Source organism: Thiospirillum jenense, assembly GCF_014145225.1.
Taxonomy (GTDB): Bacteria; Pseudomonadota; Gammaproteobacteria; order Chromatiales; family Chromatiaceae; genus Thiospirillum; species Thiospirillum jenense.
This window is the reverse complement of sequence record NZ_JABVCQ010000037.1, coordinates 1-23,317: the sequence shown is the minus strand read 5'-3', so window position 1 is coordinate 23,317 and position 23,317 is coordinate 1. Positions and strand designations below refer to the sequence as shown.

At 53.2% G+C, this 23,317-nt stretch carries 19 protein-coding genes and 2 tRNA genes; 10 read left to right on the top strand and 11 right to left on the bottom strand.

All coding sequences use genetic code 11. The features are described 5' to 3' along the window. Both HUK38_RS13055 and csm6 read left to right on the top strand, forming a co-directional pair. The coding region (locus HUK38_RS13055) for a DUF29 family protein (RefSeq protein ID WP_182584771.1) at positions 1-211 on the top strand (211 nt) is incomplete at its 5' end. Positions 212-361: 150 nt separating this feature from the next. Then, positions 362-1,501 (top strand): CRISPR-associated ring nuclease Csm6, encoded by a 1,140-nt coding sequence (csm6, locus tag HUK38_RS13050; protein WP_182584770.1) that lies wholly within the window; start codon positions 362-364, stop codon positions 1,499-1,501. Positions 1,502-1,584: 83 nt separating this feature from the next. Here csm6 and HUK38_RS13045 read toward each other — a convergent pair whose 3' ends face one another. Continuing rightward, a complete protein-coding gene (locus HUK38_RS13045; RefSeq protein ID WP_182584769.1) occupies positions 1,585-2,880 on the bottom strand; it encodes a BPSS1780 family membrane protein in 1,296 nt (431 codons plus the stop codon). A 126-nt stretch (positions 2,881-3,006) separates the two neighbouring features. Then, positions 3,007-4,920, bottom strand: coding sequence for a tetratricopeptide repeat protein (locus tag HUK38_RS13040; RefSeq protein ID WP_182584768.1), 1,914 nt, complete (start codon positions 4,918-4,920; stop codon positions 3,007-3,009). A 298-nt stretch (positions 4,921-5,218) separates the two neighbouring features. Here HUK38_RS13040 and asd point away from each other — a divergent pair, with 298 nt between their 5' ends. The 6 genes from asd to HUK38_RS13010 all read left to right on the top strand — a co-directional run bounded on the left by asd (position 5,219) and on the right by HUK38_RS13010 (position 13,065). Beyond that, positions 5,219-6,334, top strand: a complete 1,116-nt coding sequence (gene asd / locus HUK38_RS13035; protein ID WP_182584767.1) for an aspartate-semialdehyde dehydrogenase — start codon at positions 5,219-5,221, stop codon at positions 6,332-6,334. A 94-nt stretch (positions 6,335-6,428) separates the two neighbouring features. After that, positions 6,429-10,328 carry a FimV/HubP family polar landmark protein gene (locus HUK38_RS13030; protein WP_182584766.1) on the top strand — a complete coding sequence of 1,300 codons (3,900 nt, stop codon included), beginning with the start codon at positions 6,429-6,431 and terminating at the stop codon, positions 10,326-10,328. After that, a complete protein-coding gene (truA, locus tag HUK38_RS13025; protein WP_203218669.1) occupies positions 10,329-11,138 on the top strand; it encodes a tRNA pseudouridine(38-40) synthase TruA in 810 nt (269 codons plus the stop codon). A 153-nt stretch (positions 11,139-11,291) separates the two neighbouring features. Beyond that, positions 11,292-11,378: transfer RNA gene (locus HUK38_RS13020), tRNA-Leu, on the top strand. A gap of 161 nt (positions 11,379-11,539) precedes the next feature. Next, positions 11,540-12,259 (top strand): bifunctional 2-polyprenyl-6-hydroxyphenol methylase/3-demethylubiquinol 3-O-methyltransferase UbiG, encoded by a 720-nt coding sequence (gene ubiG / locus HUK38_RS13015; protein ID WP_182584772.1) that lies wholly within the window; start codon positions 11,540-11,542, stop codon positions 12,257-12,259. A gap of 29 nt (positions 12,260-12,288) precedes the next feature. Further along, complete coding sequence (locus HUK38_RS13010) at positions 12,289-13,065, top strand: SDR family oxidoreductase (RefSeq protein ID WP_182584765.1); 777 nt, start codon at positions 12,289-12,291, stop codon at positions 13,063-13,065. On the opposite strand, the gene queA is transcribed toward HUK38_RS13010, so the two are convergent. From queA to HUK38_RS12970, 8 genes are all read right to left on the bottom strand, one after another. Beyond that, positions 13,004-14,065, bottom strand: coding sequence for a tRNA preQ1(34) S-adenosylmethionine ribosyltransferase-isomerase QueA (gene queA / locus HUK38_RS13005; protein WP_182584764.1), 1,062 nt, complete (start codon positions 14,063-14,065; stop codon positions 13,004-13,006). The genes HUK38_RS13010 and queA overlap by 62 nt on opposite strands. A gap of 63 nt (positions 14,066-14,128) precedes the next feature. Further along, complete coding sequence (locus HUK38_RS13000) at positions 14,129-14,566, bottom strand: DUF29 domain-containing protein (protein ID WP_182584763.1); 438 nt, start codon at positions 14,564-14,566, stop codon at positions 14,129-14,131. 170 nt (positions 14,567-14,736) lie between these two features. Then, on the bottom strand, positions 14,737-15,405 hold the full coding sequence (locus HUK38_RS12995) for a riboflavin synthase (RefSeq protein ID WP_182584762.1): 669 nt from the start codon (positions 15,403-15,405) through the stop codon (positions 14,737-14,739). A gap of 74 nt (positions 15,406-15,479) precedes the next feature. Then, positions 15,480-16,604, bottom strand: a complete 1,125-nt coding sequence (gene menC / locus HUK38_RS12990; protein ID WP_182584761.1) for an o-succinylbenzoate synthase — start codon at positions 16,602-16,604, stop codon at positions 15,480-15,482. Positions 16,605-16,685: 81 nt separating this feature from the next. Beyond that, on the bottom strand, positions 16,686-17,576 hold the full coding sequence (locus HUK38_RS12985) for a lytic transglycosylase domain-containing protein (RefSeq protein WP_182584760.1): 891 nt from the start codon (positions 17,574-17,576) through the stop codon (positions 16,686-16,688). Positions 17,577-17,630: 54 nt separating this feature from the next. Then, positions 17,631-18,392 carry a YdcF family protein gene (locus HUK38_RS12980; protein ID WP_238787654.1) on the bottom strand — a complete coding sequence of 254 codons (762 nt, stop codon included), beginning with the start codon at positions 18,390-18,392 and terminating at the stop codon, positions 17,631-17,633. Between the two features lie 15 nt (positions 18,393-18,407). Next, positions 18,408-19,277 (bottom strand): flagellar motor stator protein MotA, encoded by an 870-nt coding sequence (gene motA, locus HUK38_RS12975; protein ID WP_182584758.1) that lies wholly within the window; start codon positions 19,275-19,277, stop codon positions 18,408-18,410. Between the two features lie 259 nt (positions 19,278-19,536). Then, positions 19,537-19,621 (bottom strand) — tRNA-Leu (locus HUK38_RS12970). A 328-nt stretch (positions 19,622-19,949) separates the two neighbouring features. On the opposite strand from HUK38_RS12970, the gene HUK38_RS12965 reads away from it, so the two are divergent. Both HUK38_RS12965 and HUK38_RS12960 read left to right on the top strand, forming a co-directional pair. Then, entirely contained in the window at positions 19,950-21,749 is a 1,800-nt protein-coding gene (locus HUK38_RS12965; protein WP_182584757.1) for a trypsin-like peptidase domain-containing protein, read from the top strand. A 37-nt stretch (positions 21,750-21,786) separates the two neighbouring features. Next, a complete protein-coding gene (locus HUK38_RS12960; RefSeq protein WP_182584756.1) occupies positions 21,787-22,905 on the top strand; it encodes an aminotransferase class I/II-fold pyridoxal phosphate-dependent enzyme in 1,119 nt (372 codons plus the stop codon). Here the strand turns inward: HUK38_RS12960 and HUK38_RS12955 are convergent. Next, a partial coding sequence (locus HUK38_RS12955; RefSeq protein WP_182584755.1) for a DUF29 domain-containing protein occupies positions 22,902-23,317 on the bottom strand: 416 nt, incomplete at its 5' end. The genes HUK38_RS12960 and HUK38_RS12955 overlap by 4 nt on opposite strands.

Below are 23,317 nucleotides of genomic sequence, written 5' to 3'. Positions count from 1 at the left end.
TATTGTTGAACAACGCCAACGTATTCAAAACCGCTTGAAAAAAGCGCTTGGGTTAGAATCAAAACTGACCGAGATTTTAATAGAGGCTTATGATGATGTACGCGATTTAGCAACTGTCCAAACCAATTTACCGTCCGCAACATTTCCGCCAGAATGTCCCTACACGATTGAACAAATGTTGGATAAAACCTATTATCTATTGCCACCATAAAATACCGATAACGCCATAATGATCGAGCGGGACTTTTAATTGCTGGACGCTGGGGTTATTTCGCATTTCACAACCTTGTCATGTCACCACGCGGCAGCTAAATCAGGCATCCTAGTGTCACCATCAATCTATCATCACGAGTGATTAACAATGATCGCACCATTACCACACACCTATTCCCGCCGTATTCTGCTGGCTGTCACTGGATTATCACCGCAGATATTAACTGAAACAGTTTATGCCCTCGCGGTCATGCAACAACCCGCTTATATTCCCACCGAAATTCATTTAATTACCACCAGTGAAGGCGCCAATCGCGCCCGCTTGAGTTTATTATCCGATGACCCCGGCTGGTTTCATCGCCTGCGCCGTGACTATGGGTTGCCAGAAATAACTTTTAATCTCAATAATATTCATGTGTTGTGCGACGCTAATGGCGTTGAATTAAATGACATCCGCACTCCCGAGGACAATATCCGCATGGCTGACCTGATCGCCGAACAGGTGCGCGATTTAACCGCCGATCCCGCCAGTGCGTTACATGTTTCTATCGCCGGCGGGCGCAAAACGATGGGGTATTACGTTGGTTATGCGTTATCACTTTTTGGTCGTCCACAGGATCGCCTGTCGCACGTTCTAGTCTCGGAACCCTTTGAATCTAGTTGGGATTTTTTCTACCCAACGCCGTTCAGTCGCGTGATCGAAATCCGCCGTCCCGGCGCCACAGACCCGCAACTGGTGGACACCGCCGCCGCCAAAATCACGCTGGCAGAAATTCCATTCGTACGTTTGCGTGATGGTGTACCAGAGCGGTTGCAACAAGGTCACGCGGGATTTGAGGAGACCATCATTGCCGCGCAGCGCGCTCAACAATCACCTGAATTATCTATTAATTTAGCGCAAGGATGCGTGATTGCGAGTGGTGAACCGATTAAAATGCCACCAAAATTATTGGCTTTTTATAGTTTAATGGCGCGGCGTTTATTAGAAAATCAAGAAGATGTGCGCTGGGCGGATGATGATTTGCATGTGGTGTATTTAAGAGAACACCAATTGATTGGTGGTTCAGAAGATCACCATGAGAGTGTAAAAAATACACTCACGAAGGACGGCATGACCGAAGAGTTTTTTAATGAATGTAAAAGCGGGGTCAATAAAATTCTGCGCAAGTCACTGGGTACGGCATTGGCAAAGCATTATGAAATTCATGGTAGTGGTAAACGCCCTAAAACCCGTTTTGGATTAACGCTCGATCCCGATATGGTGCAATTTTTTAATTCAGATGATTAACAAATTGGTGAATTAAGTTAGAATTAACCGCGCCGTCACACACTGCGATCACGGCGCGGTGAAGATGACGGTGGCTATAGTTATTATTGCTGTGATGAATAAAAGATACTGCGATAAGCGACATGAGCCGAGATAATCAGGATCGCCAATAACGCAGTAAGAATAATCAACAATGGAATCATCATTACACTGGTTAATAACATCATCACCACTACGCTATTGACATCTAACCCAACGAATTGTAATACGGCAACTATGATACCGATCAAAACGCTAAATACTGCAATTAAACCAATAGCAAAAGCGATACTCACAGCAACAAATACCGTATAGGGCAACCAGTTTTTAAGACAGGCGCGAAAACTTAATTTCATTGCAGTTAAAGGCGACATATCATTCAATGTCACCAATGCCGGTGCAAACCAATACGCCATGTGTAATCCAGCAAATAATATCAGGGCTAGGGCTAATGCCGGCCACAGTGTTTGAATGACTAACTCAGGGTTTTGTTGTAACGCAGTCATATCGCCGCTTGACACATTGAGTGCCATCAGCATCCCTGCCACAACAGCGATTATGATAGCGCCCAATAAATAAAACACTCCAATTAGCATGAGCCGCCCGCTGTGGTAATTGAATCCAGTAAATAAATGATTGAGTTTAAACTGCTGTCCATTGTATTGATCCTGTGCGCCGACCATTAAACCGCCCATAAAGACCGGCGCTAATAACCAATTAACCAAGCCACCTATGACGGGAACTAAACTGATCGCAACCGTCAAAGTTAGCATTAATAAAATTGCACCAATCCAGGTCCAAGGGGCGATGCGAAACCGTTGCCATGCAATAATGAGCCATTGCCAACCGAATTGAAAAGGTAGGGGCTGCGGTGTGGTACGCAATTCATTAGCATCATTCGGCAAATCAGAGCGTGATGACGGTTTGGTGAGTGATAAAGTGGGTGGTGTGGGTAATGATAATTGCGGGGGTGTGTTGTCGTGTTGCGGGTGCATGGCGCGGTATTGTGCAATTAAAATCCCGCAGCCTTGGCACACGCCATTTTGCACCTGTTCGGCGCCGCATTTTGGACATTTTTCATCAAAATTTGAATGATACGCCACGCCTGTTTCATTGCTATCATTACTGGTAATGCGCACCTCAATCCCCATTTCCAATAGCACGGTGCGATAGCGTTCAGCATTGGCCGGCTCAACATCTTTCTTTAATATCTTTTCCCGTCCGTCTAAAATCAATTGCGCCGCCTTTTCCGGTGGTACTTTAAAAACGGCCGCAAAATCACGCGCTGCCTGCGCTGGATTCACTCCATCAAGTAATTTACCAGTAAAGATCACATGACAGCCTGACGCTCGCTGGTTCATAATACAAATCCTGTCGTTAAAAACGGATGGGCGTGATACAATTGTTATTGAATTGTTTAATCAGCACTAATTGATCCGGTGTATGTTTCACCATATTCTATGCACTGAAATTGGCGTATTTTTGAATTAAGCCGTCAATTTTTTCATCCACGCTAATAACCCCGGCTCTGCGACCCAAACATCGCGCATTGCTTCACGATACAACCAGGCTTGATCGTCGCTGCCGGGCGTGAACCCGCTGGGATTAGGCAGTGGCCGTTTAATGCGTTTGCGTAATAAAAAATGGGGAATACGCGGCAGGCGTTCAATCGCATTTGTCAATACCGCTGCAGCCTGATCGTGTTCACCTAAACGGTAGAGTGCTAATACTTCGCCATAAACTAATTCGGCAAGACTATCTTGCGGAAACTGCTGTGCTAATACAATGGCTTTAGCGTTTTGATGGTGCCGCAAATAATGGTTCATTAACTCAGCGCGTACGCCATGTTGGTCATGTGGATTGAGTTGCAGCAGGCGTTCTAATAAAAGGATGGCGTGATCGTCACGACCTTCTTCGGCATAAATGAGATATAAACGGAATAGCAACCGCAAGGCTGGACGATTGGTTTCAATTGCCCAGGCTAATTGCATGGCGGGATTTGCTGCTAAACAAAAAGTCATCATGGCGACGGCGCGTTCGCACACGGGGCGTAATAGCGTTTGCATCAACCAGGGTAGCCCGCCTTCGGGATGGTCATAAATAATTGTGGCTAAATCATCAAGGATGTCTAAGCTATCAATTGCGGCGGGGTGATGAATGAGAAATTGAATCCAGTGCGCGTGTTCCCAAACATCATTATCTTTTAATGGACGCAAGTGTAACGCATGGGGTTTTGATGCGGCGAACTGTTTTACCCATTGCTGTTCTATTTGCACGATGGCGGGCGGTGGGCGTAATACCATTGACGCCGCGGTCGGGTTTGATAATGGTAACGGTGCCGTTTGAAATAAAGATAATGGAATATCTTGATCAGTGGCGGTGAATAGTGGCGCGGGCGGGTTGTGTAATTCTACGGTGTACTCTGGCAATGGGCGTTCAATGACTTCGACGAGCCAGTCGCGCAAAGCTAATAATACTGGGTCCATGGCGCCCGCATGAGTAGCGGCTAATGCGCCTTGTGGATCGCGGATGGCGTGGGTGAGAAATGTCATGACGCGCTCACTGGCGACTAATGGTATTCGGCGGAATTTATGTTGCCAAAATCGCGCTCGTTCGCGTGCCAGATCATTATGATGTTGGGCGGCGAGTAATGTAATTTCTAATAACGCATTGGCGGGGTTATTTGGGGCGTGGCGTAATGCTTGTTCAAAGGCGGCATGGGCGCGGCTGAATTCGCCGGTATCAATTGAAATGGTGCTGAGGCGTTGCCAGGCGGCGGCTTTGAGGATCCGGCTGCCGTCTTGGGTGACTCGTAATAAGAATTGATGTTTTTTCTTGGAGTAATCCAGTTCGTCATAGGCGTCGCATAAGACGTCTAATGCTGATTCTAATTGTTCGTCGAGTTGATCTAATGCGCCAGAAAATAAGGGTTCGAGTAATGCGGCGGCGCGGCCGGGGTGATTGGCTTCTAACCAGCGGGTGGCGACGCGGGCTAATAAATGATCAGGGATGGCGTGATGATGCAGGGCGGTTTGAATGGCGTCTTCGGGTAGGTCATCGACAATTAAATCCCAAATTAAATCGGGCGGCATGACGGGTAAGTCGCCGTGATTGGCGCAGCAGTCGGCAAAGCGCCGGCCTGAGCCACACAAGCAGGGTTGATGTGACGTGGGCAGGGTGACGGGTTGTGGGTGGTAGCCGTATTGCGGGAGCGGTGTGACGTTCCAAACTGCGATGCCGAGTAAAGCGCCGAGGCGAGCGCGTTCGGCGGGCGTGAGTTGCTCATCGTCCAAACTTAATAGTTCGGGGATGGTCTCACGCGCCCAGGTGCGAAAGCGGCTGAAATTTTGGTCGCGGAAGATTTCGGCGACCGCCGCGAGGATCATCTGCTCCAGACTCATGTGTTTGATTCGGTTGTGTGACCAAAAGTTGCCAGCGCACCGCTTTGGTCAAGCAATTCTGCCTACGCTTGGCGCACTGTAGTCTCAATTCCTAAATCTTGGCAGACTGGCGTTAAAAATACCCCGCATTCCCGATTGAAACAAGTTAGTCGCCGCGGCGCCATTTGACGAGTGTTGATTATCAGCAACGGCATTTGAGATAAATTCGGGTAAAATTGATAGTGAGATTCGGCCTGACCATTCAAAATGAAACGGCGGGCGGTTACTTGTTATGACAGTTCAATTGTGAGGAGCGGGCATGAAGCGCATTGGATTTATCGGCTGGCGCGGGATGGTGGGATCGGTGTTAATGGAACGGATGCGGGCGGAAGGTGACTTTGCGCACATTGCCGAGCCGGTATTTTTCACCACATCGCAGCAGGGTCAACCCGCGCCGGATGTTGGTCACGGTTGTCAACCGCTGTTGGATGCGCACGATTTGGACGCGCTGGCGCAGCTGGATGTGATCCTGACCTGTCAGGGCGGCGATTACACCAGCGCGGTGTTTGCGCCGCTGCGGCAACGCGGCTGGCGCGGCTACTGGATTGACGCGGCTTCAACGTTGCGCTTGGCACCGGACAGCACGATTATTCTCGATCCGGTCAACCGCGAGGTGATTGACCGCGCTCTGGACGCGGGTAAACGCGAGTTTATCGGCGGCAACTGCACCGTCAGCTTGATGTTGATGGCGATTGGTGAACTGCTGCGGCGTGATCTGGTCGAGTGGATCAGTTCCATGACTTATCAAGCCGCCTCGGGCGCCGGCGCTCGGCACATGCGCGAGTTACTAGCGCAGATGGGCGCGTTACACGCCAGCGTGGCGGCGAGTTTAGCCGATGCCGACAGCAGCATTTTAGACCTTGACCGCACCGTCACGGCCACGCTGCGCTCGGCGGCACTCCCGCGTGACCGTTTCACCGTACCACTGGCCGGCAGTTTAATTCCCTGGATTGACAAGCAGTTGGACAACGGCCAAAGCCGCGAGGAATGGAAAGGCGGGGTGGAAACCAACAAAATCCTCGGGCGTGAATCGCAGCCCATTCCAGTGGACGGCTTGTGCGTGCGGATCGGCGCGATGCGCTGCCACAGTCAGGGCTTGACGATCAAATTGAAACAGGACATCCCGTTGGATGACATCACCGCCCTGTTGACGGGCAGCAACGACTGGGTGCGCGTCATTCCCAACGAGCGCGAGCAGACGATCACCGACCTGTCACCCGCCGCCGTGAGCGGCACTCTCACCGTGCCAGTTGGGCGGCTGCGCAAATTGGCGATGGGGCCGCAATACCTCGCCGCCTTCACCGTTGGCGATCAACTGCTCTGGGGCGCGGCTGAACCGTTACGGCGCATGTTGCGCTTGCTGTTAGCGCGGTAGACTAGCGCACCGTAATCGCGTTATTGCCCGGTCAAATCACGCCCGGGCAACCATTATCCGCTTGACTATTGGTTAGCACTTTGAGGACTTGAGCATGGCTCGTAGCATTTTTCTACTCGCAACCGTCGCCCTGACCCTGGTCAGCACCAGCGTCTGGTCACTCGGACTGGGAACTTTGCTGTCTAAATCGGCGTTAAACCAGCCGTTTCACGGCGAAATCCCGCTGTACGATGTCAAAGCGGACGAATTAGACACGGTCAAGGTGCGACTGGCCAGCGCGGAAGAATTCGCCAAAGCTGGCGCGCCCCGTTCGCAATTTTTGACGGTGTTGCAGTTCCAAGCCAAGCCTAATGAGAACGGTCAACCCATTATCCACGTCACGAGCCGCGAACCGGTGCGCGAGCCATTCTTGGATTTTCTGGTCGAAGTGGTCTGGCCGCAAGGGCGGTTGGTCAAGGAATACACTATTTTGCTTGACCCGCCGCGAGCGGGTACCACCCCACCGCCCCCACCCGTTGCCACGCCAAAAGCACCCGCGGAAACGCCCGCCGTGCCAGGGGCCGCTGACACAGCATCTGAATCCCCCACTGCCACGACGGCGGTTGCAGATGCTGCGGTGACTCCTCCACCACCGCCTGCGCCAGTCACGCCGCCGGTCGCAGAAACTCCCCCAGCGCCCGTGCCAGTGCCGCCACCCGTTGCCAGTACACCACCGCCCGCCGTGGCCGAAGTGGCTGAACCTGAACCTGAACCTGAACCTGAGTCGCCATTTCCTATTCGCTACGGGCCGATTAAATCTGGCGCGGGGTTGTGGCGCGTAGCCAATTCAATTACCCCCGACGGTGCCACGACGGCGCAAACGGCGATGGCGCTGTACCGTTGCAATCCGCAAGCATTTGGCGGCGGTAAAATCAATAACTTAGTCGCGGGGCGCTCGTTGGTGATTCCCTCGGCCGCGGAGTTATTTGCACTGGATGCGGCGACGGCGGATCGTGAGTTTAAAGCCGCCTTGGCGGGTGAACCGGTGCGGAATACGCCGCTGGCGCCACCAGTTGAAACGTCAACGGCGGCCGTTGAGTCAAAAAAAAAACCGCCCGCCGCGGCGCCTGAGCCAATTGCTGAAGCGGTTGCCGCGCCGGATAAACCCGTTGAGTTGACGCCACCTGCACCACCGCCCCCGCCGGTGGCCAGTAATCCACCGATCATTCCGCCCGCTGACACACCAGTTGACCAGCCCGTGGCCGCAAATCCACCGCCGCCCGTGCCAGTGGAAGCAACGCCCGTCGTGCCATTGTCTGCGCCAACGCCGACGGAGTCATCACCGCCCACTGCGACTGAATCCCCGCTGACAACGGACGCCGCGCCGCCCGCCGCGCCGTTGACTGCTGATGCAGACACGCCCGAGGCGGCGGCAATGCGGCAGCGGATTTTAGAATTGGAATCGCGGCTTAATAACATTGGCGATACGTTGGATAAGCCACCGCAGCAGGCAACGCCGCCCGCGACTGAAACGGTGGTCAAGCCGCCGGTAGCCGAGCAAGCACCGCCACCCGTCCCGGTGACGCCCAAACCCAAGTTGATTCCGCCACCCCCGCCGCCGCCCGCTGCGACATCACCGCTGGACATGCTGGCCGCCCTGCCAATTTGGGCGCTGGGTGCAGGGGGCGGTTTGATTGCCGCGTTGCTGGGGTTTTTGATTTATCGGCGCAGCGCGGCACGATCGGGTGATAAACCGTCAAAGTCGTCAAAAACGGCGGCGGCGAAGGATAAAAAACCTAAACGGCGCTCGTCATTGCGGACAAAAGAGGCGGCTTCGGCGGATGCGGATTCGTCGGTGGCACTTGATAGTGATACGTCGTCCACCCCCGCTAAAGCGGCCACGGCGGGCACCAAAACCCCAGAGGAGTTGGATTTTAATATCACGTTAAATTTGCCGCCGCTGGATGTGCCGCCGGGTGCGACTGCGCCAGTGACGCCACCGCCTGCGCCAGCACCAGTGCCAGCTCAACCGGTGGCGTTGGCTAAACCGGCTGAGGTGGTCAAGCCAACTGCGGCGGTCGCGCCAATCGTCGCTGCGGTGACGCGCACTCCCCCGGGGTCAGTGGTGGAGGCTTCTGCGCCAGCGCCCGTGGTCACGAAACCAGCCGTCACCAAAGAGCCGGTGGTGGCGGTGGTCAGTCCGGCACCACCACCCGCGGCGGTGGCGCCAGAGTTAGCGTCACCACCGCCGGTTGCCGCACCGCCGTCTGTGGCGCCCGTGTCACCCGCAACGGTGGCAGCAGCACCCGCGCCGGCGACTGAGTTGACCGGTCAGCAAAAAACGGCGCTGTTACAAGCCGATTTGTTCCTGTCTTACGGGCGTTATTCAGAAGCGCAGTTGGTATTGCAGCGGGCGCTTGAGGCGATGCCGGCGCCGCAACTCAAGTACAAGTTGGCGGAGGTGTATTCCCGCGCTGGCGATACCAACCGTTTGTTGCAGTTGATTGGAACGATGATGGCGGCGGGTGATGATCGCGCCGATCCGAGCGCGTGGGGGCAGGTGTTGAATTTACTCAGTCAACCAGCGGCACCGCTTACCCCGCCGGCATCACCGGCGGTGGTGGTCAGCACACCGTCAGTTGCACCAACACCGCCGCCGCCCCCCGTTCCAGCGATCACAGCGGCGCCGGTTGCCAATCCCGTTGCGTTGCAGTCGTCACCGGCACCGGTGCAGCCGCTTGGTGAAGCGGCGCCTGCGCCTGTGCCACCGGTCGCTGCATCGTCGGCCGTGCCAATGGTGGCGGCGGCGGCGGCGGTGACCGTTGCAGCGGTGGCGGTAACGGCGGCAGATGAGATCGTCGCAGCGCCACCGCCGGCACCAGTTGCATCCCCGCCGGCACCTGTTCCAGCGGTCACAGCGGCGCCGGTTGCCAACCCGCTACCCGTTGCGTTGCAGTCGTCACCGGTGCAGCCGATTGGTGAATCGGCGCTTGCTCCGCCGTCACCGGTTGCATCACCGCCGGCACCGGTCACATCCCACCGTGAACCGGAGAGTAGTGCGGATGTCACCCACACGTTGGTGGGATTTGAACTTGATCCGGCTGATGATTGGGACGAGTCGTTGACGGCCGAGCCGGTGGTTGAACCACCGCCGTCCAGTGCGACTAAACGGATGGCGGCGCTGGACATCGCTGATTTATCACCCGGCGCGCCCGAGGCGGCGGTGTCACTACCGGTCGAGGAGTGGGATAAAAGTATTGCGGCGGCGGCGGGGTTGAGTGGCACGGATCCGTTTGCTGACTTGGATGCGCTGGGCGAATCGGAAAGCACGGGTAGCACGACCGGTTGGAATACCGCGCCAGCGCCGACAACTTCCGAAGCCTTTATCAGTGACAGTCGAGATGCGATGGATTTGGCGGCGGATTTGGAGAAATTGTTGGCGGGTGATGATAGCCCACCGATTGCATCACTGCGCCCGAGCGATGTTGCCAATGACCCGCGGCCGGGGTTTGAGGCACTCGATAACTTAGACATCGATGTGCTGGAAGATGCGGTTGGTTTATCCGACGCCGCGGCCTCATCCGTTGCCGATTCGATCTTCCAGTTGCCCACGCCGACGGAGGTCGAGCCACCACCGCCGTTGCCACCTGTGTCCACACCCGCTGTGTCAACCGCGGCCACGGCACCGCAATCCACGCCAGTTGAACCGCCGCTCCCGCTGGATATTCCGATTACACCGTCATCGCCTGCGCCGAGTAGTAGCGGTGGTGGGCGTTTTGCCGAATCAGAGCCGTTTGGCCCCGACAGTGGCGCAAGTGACGTGCTGTCGTCGCAGTGGCAAATGGATTCGGGGCTGTGGGATGAGGTGGCGACCAAGATGGATTTGGCATTTGCGTACATTGAAATGGATGACCCGGCGGCGGCGCGGGGGATTCTGGAGGAAGTGGTGCGCGAGGGGAATGATGAGCAACGCGCTGAGGCGGCGGCGTTGTTGGCCAAATTGGGTAACAGTTAATTGCAACCGTATCGCATCGCGCTGGGCGTGGAATATGACGGCAGTGACTTTGCCGGCTGGCAACTGCAACACCACGCCGTCACCGTGCAGGGCTGTTTGGAGGCGGCCGTTTCACAGGTCGCGGCGCAGCCGGTGCGTCTGCACTGCGCCGGGCGGACGGATGCCGGCGTTCACGCGCTGGGGCAGGTGGCACATTTTGAGACCACCGCCGAGCGCCCGCCGCGAGCGTGGTTACTCGGTATCAACTCCCATCTGCCACCGACGGTCAGCGTGACGTGGGTCAAACCCGTTGCTGCTGAATTTCACGCTCGGTTTTCCGCCATCGCCCGCCATTACCGGTATTTGATTGTGACCCGCCCGACCCGTTCGGCGCTCATGCACCAGCGGGCGGTGTGGACGCATCACCGGTTGGATGTCACCGCGATGGCGCAGGCGGCACAGGCGCTGGTCGGGCAGCACGATTTTTCCAGTTTTCGGGCAATGCAGTGTCAAGCCAAGAGTCCGGTGCGCACGGTTCATGCCCTCACGATTCAGCAGCGGGGCGATTTCATCACACTTGACATCAGCGCCGACGGGTTTTTGCATCATCAGGTGCGCAACATCGCCGGGGTGTTGATGGCGATTGGGCGGCACGAGCGGGCGGTCGAATGGACGGCGCAATTGCTGACGCTGCGGGATCGGCGGCAGGGTGGAGTGACGGCGCCGCCGCACGGGTTGTATTTAATGCGGGTGGATTATCCGACGCAATTTCAAATCAATATTGAGAATGAACAATGCACATTAAACAATTATTCCGTCTTCACGGGTTAATTCGTTTGAAGTGACCGTTCCGCAATTAAATGTAGAATTGATGGCGCGTTGGTATCTATTTAACGGCGCTGGCACACCCGACGGACGCCAATTTGGTATTGGCACACCCCCGCGATCCTGTTAAACTAGCGCCCAGTTCGATGCACTTTTCAAGCCGGGGTGGCGAAACTGGTAGACGCATCAGACTCAAAATCTGACGGTGGAAACACCGTGCCGGTTCGATTCCGGCTCCCGGTACCAACTGACCAAACAAGGGTTTACGTTTCACCAGCGCAAACCCTTTTTTTGTGGCCGCAACTCACCAATCCCGCGCCAGCAGCGCCCGCAATCGCTTGTGTCACGCGCCGCTCGACCGCATTTTTAGCCATTACCCAACTTCACCACACCGCGCATTTGCCACGATGACCCAACACATTCCCAACGTTGACCACGCCGAAATTCGCAAATTTGAACAACTCGCCGCCCGCTGGTGGGATGCCAACAGCGAATTCAAGACGTTACACGACATTAACCCGCTGCGCCTGGATTACATCACCGCCGCCGTGCCATTGGCGGGCAAAGCGGTGCTGGATGTCGGCTGCGGCGGCGGGATTTTATCCGAAGCAATGGCGCTGGCCGGCGCGACTGTCACGGGCATTGACATGGGCGAAGTGCCGCTGCGCGTCGCCGAATTGCACACACTTGAATCGGGCGTCGCGGTCAATTACCACCACGCCTCGGCCGAACAATTCGCCGCCGATCATCCCGCCAGTTTTGATGTCATTACCTGCATGGAATTATTAGAACACGTCCCCGACCCGGCCTCGGTTGTCGCCGCCTGCGCGCAATTGATCCGCCCCGGTGGCCACCTGTTCTTTTCAACGCTTAATCGCAATCCCAAATCGTATTTATTTGCCATTATCGGCGCGGAATATTTGCTCAAGTTATTACCCGCCGGCACCCACACGTTCTCGCGTTTCATTCGCCCGGCCGAATTAACCCGCTGGATTCGCCACGCCGAGTTGCAAGTCTGCGACATCACCGGCCTGACCTATCACCCGTTGATTAAACGCTACCGCCTGGACACCCGCGACCTCGACGTCAACTACCTCGTCCACTGCCAACGCCCAGCGGCGGCGTGATCTGTTGTATTGATCCCGAATAATTGACCATGTCTGATTTATACCAACCCGCGGCCGACTGCCTCGCCAATCGCCGCATCCTCGTCACCGGTGCGGCGGAAGGCATCGGTCGCGCTGTCGCCATCGCCTGTGCGCGGTACGGCGCCACCGTGATTGTGTCTGATTTTGACGACACCGATCTGGACGGCACTTATGATCTGATCGAAGCCAGCGGCGCCCCGCAACCGGCGCTGTTGCCGCTCGACTTGGAACGCGGCGACGCGCAACTGTTTTTAAACACCGCGCTGGCGCTGGGCAACGAGTTCGCCGCCCTCGACGGCTTGGTGCATTGCGCGGCGTACACGCCCTACCTCGGGCGGATTGATGACTACGATCCGAGCGACTGGGAGCGGGTGTTGCGGGTGAATTTGACAGCGGCATTTTTGCTGACCCAAGCCTGCCTGCCGTTACTTTATGCCAGCGGTGAGGCGTCCGTCGTGTTCACCTCCGACCGCGTCGGGCGGCACGGACTGGCGTACTGGGGCGCTTACGCGGCGGCCAAATGTGGGTTGGAAGGTTTGATGCAGACGTTGGCGGCGGAGACGGCAGATGCCGGCAAGGTGCGCGTCAACAGTTTGGAGCCGGGCGTGGTGCAGACGGCGATGCGGCGGGCGCTGTATCCGGCTGAAAATCCCTACCACCATCCGCCGCCGGAGACGGTTGCGGCGAGTTATCTGTACCTGTTGAGTGCCGAGTCGCGGGGCGTTACTGGTCAGCAGTTGACCGCGCCGCTGCGGGTGTCAGAAACATTGCGTCACCGTAACTGAAAAAGCGGTAGCCGCTGGCGACGGCGTGGCGGTAGGCGGCCATGACGGCGGCGTACCCACCAAAGGCGGCCACGAGCATGAGCAACGTGGATTCGGGGACGTGGAAATTGGTCATCAGCGCGTCCACCACGCGGAATGGATCGCCGGGGCGAATAAATAACTGCGTGTCGCCACGATACGGTTGCAACTGACCGGTGACGGCGGCGGCGGTTTCCAAACTGCGCACCGCCGTCGTGCCAACCGCAATCACCCGCCGTCCCGCCGCTTTAGTCTGTTCCACCTGCGCGCACACCGCCGCCGTGACTTCCAACCATTCGCGGTGCATTTGGTGCTGGTCAAGCTGCTCGACGCGCACCGGTTGAAACGTCCCCGCCCCGACGTGCAGCGTCACTTCACCAAAGTTCACGCCATCCTCGCGCAACCGCGCCAGCAGTGCCGCGTCAAAATGCAGCCCCGCCGTCGGTGCTGCGACCGCGCCGGCGTGTTTGGCATAAACGGTTTGATAACGTTCCACGTCACTCGCCTCGGGCGGGCGGTGAATGTACGGCGGCAGCGGCACCTGACCGGCGCGCTGCATTAAATCAGCAAAATCAACGGTTAACGCTTGTAACTCAAACAGGTCGTCGTGCCGCTCGCCCACCAGTAACCAGTCGTGCCGTTCACCAGTAACCAGTTGCAAGCGCGTCGCGGGGCGCAGCGGTTTATTTGCCCGCAAGTGCGCCAGCGCGGTGTGACTGGAGAGCAGGCGCTCGATCAAAATTTCCACCCGCCCGCCCGTTGCTTTACGCGCCATCAGCCGCGCCGGCAGCACCCGCGTGGCGTTGAATATCAATAGATCGCCGGGGTGTAATAACGCGGGTAAATCGGTGAACTGGCGGTCGGTCAATTCACCCGTAGCGCCGTTTAAGGTTAATAACCGGCTGGCGCTGCGTTCGGGCAATGGGTATTGGGCAATTTGCGCAGCGGGCAGATCGAAATAAAAATCGCGGCGGGTGAGCATGGGCGTTGTAATTAAAACCGGCGTTGCACAATTGAGCTGTCAAACATCAGTTGATTAAATGGATCACATTGGAAACCAATCATCATTTAATACATCAGCAGGTGAATAGGGGAATTGCAGTGGAAAATGCGCCGGCGGCAACCCTGTTTCTTTACTCGCTAATTGCACTCCATCCGTATAGGCTGCCGCAATTGCATCTGCCATAAAAGTGTGCAAACTCGGACTATCTTGCAACACGTCACGAATGCGCAATCGCTGTTCCAGAATAGAGCCGCGCCATGAACCACAGCGATGAGTTGGTTGAGAGTGCCATTTCAATAGATGTGCTAATAAGATTTTTAAGCGGCTGATCAATTCACGGCGATCACGGCGCCCCATGCTGTCTAATTCCTCGATTAAATGCGCGACATCTAAGTCTTGAAACTGTCCCTGTTGCAAGAGCGCAATGGTGTGTTGTGTCCAGGCGTACAGATCACAGTCGTACAAAGTGGGCGTTGTCATTATTCACATTGCCGATCAGTTTTGATAGACTCTCAATACAGCGTAATGTAATGATTCATTCGTGAGCGGGGCTATCTGCAACTAAACATTTATTGATGTCAGAATCGGATTTTCTTATTGCAGAAACTGTCAGCGAGCAGCGCAACCGTGACACAGCTGCATTGCCGCACTCACCGCCCAAAACCATGCTGCGCGAGAAATTCCGGCGTGATCGCGCTGGCCGCTTCGGTGACGCGACAACCCGCGCCGTGACCGTGCAACAGGCGTTCCAAATAGCGGGCGATCAAATCCACTTCGACGTTGACTTGAGTGCCGACGCGGTAATCATCAATGATGGTGTGCGAGCGGGTGTGTGGCACGACGTTGAGCGCAAATGCGGCATCGGCGACGTCGTTGACCGTCAAACTCACGCCGTCCACGCAAATCGAACCTTTGCGGGCAATGTAGCGCGTCAAGTCGGGTGATACCGCGATGCGCAGGCGGAGTGAACGGGCATCGTCGCGGCGCTCGATAATCTGCCCAATGCCGTCAACGTGACCGCTGACCAAATGCCCGCCCAACGGCGTGGCGAGCGTCAACGCCAATTCAACATTCACCCGCGCCCCGCTGGTCAAGTTACCAAGCGTGGACAGCGCCAGCGTTTCCCGCGACACGTCGGCGGTAAACCCGTGCGCGGTCAACGCAATTGCGGTTAAACACACGCCGTTGACCGCAATACTGTCGCCCGGGTGCGCGGCGGTTAAATCCAACGCGGTGCAGCCGACGGTCAAACGCACGTCACCCGAGCGCGGCTCGCGGCAAACAACCTGTCCAAGTGCTTGAATAATGCCAGTAAACATACGGTGAAATCGAGAAAATGTCTGCCATGCAGCGGTCACTTTAACCCGCTTTGGCGTTGAAACCAACCAGCGTGTCACGTTGGATGTGGCACAAATCCACTGCCCGGCGCATCATTTAAATGCAAATAACCCGCCCGCACCAGCGGCGCCGCGCCCAAATCACGCGCCAACCAATCGGACGTCGCCAAACCCTGCGCCAACGTCCGCGGCATAACTGTTTGATTTAACACAGATTGTTCGGCAATGATCGCCGCCGCCACCTGCGCCGTCGCCCAAATCCCCGCCGCCGATTCCAGCACACTCGTCACCACCACCTCGACGCCGCCCGCCAGCGCCGCTTCTGCCAGCGCCAACGTCGGACGCAACCCACCCAGCGCACTCGGTTTTAGCACCACCCGCCGCACCGGCACGGTCAACGGCGCTGTCCACCAGTCGCGCCGCGCCAGTGACTCGTCCAGTGCTAGTGCAAAATCGCACTGTTGCTGAAGTGCAACAAGCGCCGCGTCGGTCGGCTGGGCAAGCGGCTCTTCCAAAGATTCAATTGGTAAATCAGCCTGTTGCAGTGCCCTGATCGCCTGCTGCGCCGTGTCAACATCCCACGCCTGATTGGCATCCAACCGCAACTGCCCGTCACTGGGTAGCGCGGCCGCGACAGTGTGTAACCAACGCAACTCGTCAGCCAGCGGCGCTATCCCGACCTTGAGTTTGAACACCCGAAAACCGAGCGCCGCACTCGCGGTCACGGCCGCGGCGGTCTGTTTCGACACCGCCCCGAGTGCTGCGTTGACTGGAATACATTGAATTTCAACCGCTTGCGCACTCAACCAACCGCGCAGCGGCCAGCCGCGCAATTTGGCACACAGATCGAGCAGCGCCGTCTCCACCGCGCAATCGGCCGCGGGCGCCGCGCTCGGCACTGCCGCCGCCAACTCAGCCAGTGCCGCGTAGATTGCCGTCAAATCGTCAGCAACCGCGCTGAGTTGCCCGACGCGCTGCTGCCAGTGGTGCAAACGCGACACTGTTGCGGCGGGCGCCTCAGTTCCCGCCGCCGGCAGCGGGGCGGCGTCGCCATAACCGCAATCGCCCGCCGCCGCAATGCGCACCAACCAGCCGGCGCGCTGCCATTGCCGCTCGTGCGCGCTCTGCCACGCGGCAATGAACGGAAGTGAATAGGATTTGAATGAAAGGTGAATAGACAAAAGACCTGAATAGTGGGATAAATCTTAGCGGTCGCTCAGGTCATTATTTTAATCGCAACATCATTAATAACCCAGGCGGGTTTATTGCAATGGTGATGGCGCCCGCCCCGGCTTAATTAACGCACTTGCCCCACCCGTCACCTGATTAAACTGGCGGGTAATGCGTGCCACATAATTGCGCGTTTCGGTATAAGGCGGAATGCCGGCGTATTGATCCACCGCCCCTTCCCCCGCATTATAAGCCGCCAACGCTAATTCAATTGCACCATGATAGCGGCGTAATAACCAACTTAAATACATCATGCCGCCAATTAAATTACTCTTGGCATCCCATACGTCAGTCACACCAAACCGCGCCGCGGTCGCGGGCATCAATTGCATTAAACCCTGCGCCCCGGCGGGGGATTCAGCACGCGGATTAAAGTTTGATTCAATCGCAATTACCGCCATCACTAATTCAGGATGCAAATTAAAATGCGGGGCAAATGTGCGCACCAGCGTTTCGATTTGCACCACTCGTTCCGGCGCCGCCGTAATACGCGGTATTGTCGGCAATGGCGGCGGGTATAATAAACGTTCACAGGTCGTATCCGCCTGCGGCTGTATTCCAACGAGCAGTTTTAATAAATGTTTTGCTTGATGATCGCCGGCCGCCGCGGCGCGTGTTAACCAGCCGGCCGCCCGTTCAGGATGACGCGCTACACCATGACCACTGAAATATAACCAGCCCAATTCATAATAGGCTGACGCCTGCCCCCGCGCCGCCGCTCGGCAATAAGTCAATAGAGTAGTTTCAATATCATTACTCCGCGACGGCTGCCGCACTGGCGGTGAAATTTTATAGCTCGGTGGCGCCTGTCGCCATAATGCAATTGGCAAACCACGCGCTTCAGCAGCCACGACAGGATTGTTAATAACAATGCTCCAACTGGCTAATAACCCAGTCAAAAACCAAATGAAGTGGTGCTGCATTATCATTATTAGTACGACATTGCGAGAGCGCGACATAACTGGAACTAAACCGAATTAAACCGAATTAAACCGTGCGTAAACTGTATACCACAGTTGCCCGCTGTATTCGTGCAGCGCATAATAACTCATTAACAATGCTTGAGCAGTTGGCAAAACATCATCCCACTTGAATTGGCTATTTTTATCATAAGCAAATCCCGTCGGGGCGGGAATCACTTCAATACCAACACGTTCAAACGCGGCAACCGCTCGGGGCAAATGCCACGCATGAGTGACTAATAAAATGGTTTTAATATGATGTGCAGTTAACCAGTCCGCCGTGAATTGAGCATTTTCTCGTGTATTAACACTTTGCTCCTCCATTGCCATTACCGGCACGCCAAATTCTTCGCGTAATGAATGCGCCATCAACTGGGCTAAACTGTGCGTATCATTCGCACATGAACCGCCGGAAACTATAATAGGCAAGTGCGTTTGACGGTATAGCCACGCCGCATAACGCAAGCGTTGTAAAGTCAATTTACCGACAACGGGTTGACCAAATTCTGGGGCATTGGTGATCTGATCGGCGCTTAAAACGACAATCGCTTTGGCGGGGGTGTGTATTAAATCAGTCGCTTTAAGCGCAGGGTAAGGTTCTAATCCCGCCATGAGTAATGCTGACACGACGGGCAAGGATAATGCACCTAAACTGAATGTTGCCGTCCACATTATAAAACGCTGTATTCGTAGCGACCTTGACCATAATAAGCCGATTAACAACAAAACGAGAATATTGGCGGGTGGTAATAAGAGTTGTTTAAAGAACAAATACATGAAAGCAAACGACAATTAAGCAGCACTACTACTGCCACCGCCGCGTAAATGTTCTTCTAATTCTATAAAGCTCGGCCGTAATTCAGCAGTCATAGTTTTACGACCAAATTCAACGGCCATTTGTGGATTATAACCTTGAAAATTAGCCAGAATACACGCCCGCAAACAGGATAATAAACGTGTTTCTTCATCAGCTAATCGTTCCATAAACACTGCCATTGGGCCGACAAATGCGTATGCGCCTAAAATACCAGTGAAAGTACCCACTAATGCTGCCGCGACCAATTTACCAATTTCTTCTAATGGGCCGTCAAGTGCAGCCATAGTATGCACAATACCTAATACCGCCGCGACAATACCAAATGCGGGTAAGCCATCGGAAACGCGCTGCACGGCATGGGCGGCAGCAGCAGCTTCATGATGATGCGTATTGATTTCAATATCCATTAGATTATCCAATTCAAATGGATTCATGCTGCCACTCACGGCAAGGCGCATGTAATCACACACAAACTCAACCGCGTGATGGTTTTCTAATATCTTGGGATATTTCTGAAACAGTGGACTTTCTTCTGGCTCTTCAATATCTGATTCAATCGCCATCAAACCTTCTTTACGCGCTTTGACAAATAACTCATACATAAAACCCAATACATCGAGGTAATCATCTTGTGAATACGTTTTTCCAGAAAATAAACGGGGAACTGCTTTGAATGATTGCGCTACCACTGACATCGGGTTTGAGATTAAAAAACCGCCAAAGGCTGCACCAATCAAAATTATGAATTCAAACGGCTGCCAGAGGGAAATGATGTGACCACCCTGCGCGGCAAAACCGCCTAATACCGATGCAAAAATGATGATAGTGCCAATGATTGCCTTCACGTTATGTTCATCCTCAAAAATATCTGAATGATGCTGAAGTTTTAGAACAGGTTTGGTGTACTTTATGATGCGTTGATAACGCGACAGCTACACACCTGAATTGGAATGATTATGCGTGATTATTTTTATTGCTAATGTGACCGCTGTTGAATTAACACTCGGGCATGTCAGTATGGTGCGCATTCACATCTATAAATCCAGACACCGTTCCTAACAATTACTATTAAGTTATGGTAAATAGCAATTAAAATTGAATAATTGGTGCGCAAGGGGGGACTCGAACCCCCACGGAATAATCCACTGGAACCTAAATCCAGCGCGTCTACCAGTTCCGCCACTCGCGCAAGTATATTCACGATTACGGCGCACTATTTTAGCTTAAAATAGCTCACAGCGCACACACAAATTTGTACCCAAGTTGCACATTAATCGGATAACATATACGCTTGTAGTGGGTTGATTGTCAGTGAGCTAATTGGGTATCCTCTGAATAGAGGATGCTATGTGCAATAGATCATCAGATCATTAATTTTCCATACATTTTGGCGCTATTCAACAATCAAGTTGAGTCCAAAATTCATGTTATTATCAACCTTGTTATGAATGATTTTTGCCTCCGATAAACATTGAAAAGCATAGTCACACAATCATATTTTGATTAGGAATAACAGCATGTATCATTCAGTTTTTTCTCAACACCCTGTCAGCCATCAACTATTTTTTGCATTACCCGTGTTTGTCATATTATTTATAATGGCCGCTTCGAGTCAGGCAACAGAAGCACCCCGGGTTATTCGTTCCGTGCCAAGCGCCATTAGTCCTATTGCGCACAGTCGTCGTATTAATAATGACGTCAATCCAGTGTTTGATCAAATTGATGACATCCGCCCTCTTTTACCAATCATTACGGTATCGCGCAATCAAGCGCAAATTGACGCACAACAAAATGCGGCAACAACCAATCCACCGACTATTGGTATTCCAATAGATTTGCCTGAACTAAATACAGATGATGCGGTACAACGTGTATTTGCGCACTATACTTTGCCAAATAACGAACAGTTGTTTGGAATACGCATTGATGCCACCGCCGCGGTCGGTGTGCGATTGGGATTATTGATTGATGAGTTGCCAGATACGGCACAAATTGCTTTTTTTGATAGCGAAGCAGCAACGCCAATCGCTCCGCCGCGTACGGGTGCTGATATTAATCATTTAATTCAATTAAATCAAGCGGGCGGTGACACGTCTACTGCCAGCCGTACTTATTGGAGTCCGACCATTTTGGGTGAACAAGCAATCGTGTTTATTTATTTACCAGCGGACGTTCATTCCGATGCAATACGGATACACATTCCACAATTAAGTTATCTTTTTCAAAACCCAGTGAGCAGTGTCCGTGCCGCTGCATCCTGTCATTTAGATGTGAGTTGCTATAGCGATTGGAGTAGTGCTGCCAGCGCCGTCGCTTCGATCATATTTACTGAAAACGGCAGCAGCGTGATCTGTACGGGTGCATTATTAAATGATACGGATGATAGCAGTTTTATTCCATATTTTTTAACTGCAAATCACTGCATTAACACACAAACCGTTGCTTCGACATTAGAAACTTATTGGTTTTATCAATCGAACGGATGTGACAGCAGCATAACGGATAGTCGCTACACTTATCAAAGTGGCGGTGCGCAATTGCTATATAACAATAGCGAAACTGATACTGCATTCATGCAGTTGAATACGCAACCACCCGAGGGAATTACCTATCTTGGTTGGACAAATGCTGAATTAACCATCGGCGATCAAGTCACGGGTATTCATCACCCATTCAGTAGTTGGAGAACGCTGCCGTATTCTGATCTAAAAAAGATTAGCTTTGGGCAAATAAGCGATTATCTTAATTGTACCAGTAGTTTGGATTATTATAATTGCTTACCCAGCACCACCGCCAATGCGGATCATATTCAAGTCATTTGGTCAGGCGGGGTGACAGCAACAGGTAGCAGTGGCTCACCATTATTAAACGTCAACAGCCAAGTGGTTGGTCAATTACACGGCGGCACATCAAGCTGTTATTATTCAAACAGCCCAGATGAATACGGACGTTTTGACACTGCGTACTACGCCGCATTATATCAATGGCTAGATAGCGATGGCGCTCCTCCCGTCACGCCAGTATTACCCGCTATTCCATTAAACGTATTCGCTAGTGATGGGAGCTATACTGGCAAGGTGCGGGTCAGTTGGGAAGCAGTTAATAGCGCCACATCTTATCAAGTGTTTCGCTGCACATCATCTTCTATTAACACCTGTGGCAATGGTTATGTGACTAGCAATAGCACCTATGATGATTATTCTGCCAGAATAAGAACGCGTTATTATTATCGTGTCAAGGCGTGTAATACCGCCGGTTGTAGTGATTATTCTGATTACAACACCGGCTACAAAAGATTGCGTTTATGGTTTTTTTGAACGGTTATGAAACATCTATCAATCAGGTACTACGACTGTGCAATTTATTGATTTGCAAACCCAATATCATTTAATTCAACCTCAATTGATGGCGCGTTTGACCAACGTTTTAGAATGCGGTCAATACGTCATGGGCGCCGAAGTTGCTGAATTAGAACGTAAATTGGCTGAATTTGTGGGCGTTGACTATTGCATCACCATGTCGAGTGGCACGGATGCGTTATTAGCCGCACTGTTGGCGTTAGAGATTCAAGCGGGTGACGAAGTCATTACTACAGCGTTCAGTTTCATTGCGACGGCTGAGGTCATTTCACTGATTGGTGCTGTTCCAGTATTTGTTGATATTGATCCCGCAACTTATAATATCGCGCCGGCGTTAATTGCACAGGCGATCACTCCAAAAACTAAAGCAATTATGCCGGTGTCATTATATGGACAATGTTATGCAATTGAAGCAGTTAATCAAATTGCTGCCACACATCATTTGCCAGTGATTGAAGACGGGGCGCAAAGTTTTGGGGCGGTCTTTAATGGTAAAAAATCGTGTGGTTTAACCACCATTGGTTGTACGTCGTTTTTTCCTTCAAAACCATTAGGTTGCTATGGTGATGGTGGCGCCTGTTTTACTAATGATGCCAATTTAGCATTAGCGTTAACTCAAATTCGCAATCATGGACAAGAACATCGTTATTATCATTCTCGCGTGGGAATTAATGGCCGATTGGATACCTTGCAAGCAGCAGTTTTATTAGCAAAACTAGAGCAGTTTCCAGACGAAGTTAAACAGCGGGCGGTGATTGGACAGCGTTATTCAGACCTGTTTCAACAGCACGGCGCTTATTCCACGAATCAAGCATACACCGGCGTCTTAACGCCTTATATTGCGCCAGAGAATCATTCGGTATATGCGCAATACACTATTCAAATAGATGAGCGTCAATCGGTTATCACAGCGCTTGAACAACAGGGCATTCCCACTGCGATTCACTATCCTCTACCATTAACACAGCAACCGGCATTAATGCAGTATTCGGCGAATGGCTCTGTACCAAATAGTGATTATGCCGCCACTCGGGTATTAAGTTTACCCATGCACCCGTATCTCACCAGTGCAGATCAAGAACGTATTGTCAATGCGGTGATTGCTGCGTGTTAGCAAGTGACATCCGTTATTAAAATATTATCGGGATAAAAGTCATCATCCAATAATTGTGCCGCGCTATAGGGGCAGGTGTCGGGAAAAGTTGTTAATGGCAGGCGCGTTTCTTTATGCGCCAGTTTAACAGCGGTAGAATAACTGCCTGCAATCACTTCATTGATTAAAGGTTTTAGTCCTGGTGATTGTTGAAATAAGTCAGCAATTTGGTTGCGTTGCTCAATAATAGTAGCGCGCCAACTATCCCCTTTGAATTCACGCCAGCGGTCAGCAAGTGTTTGGTATTGAAACTGCCATTTGAGTAAATGGGCAATTAACACTAATAAGCGGCTGTGCAATTCACGGCGGTCACTTTTGCTCATATCGCTTAATTCTTCTAATAAATGTTCTATGTCCAATTCGGCGAAGCGGC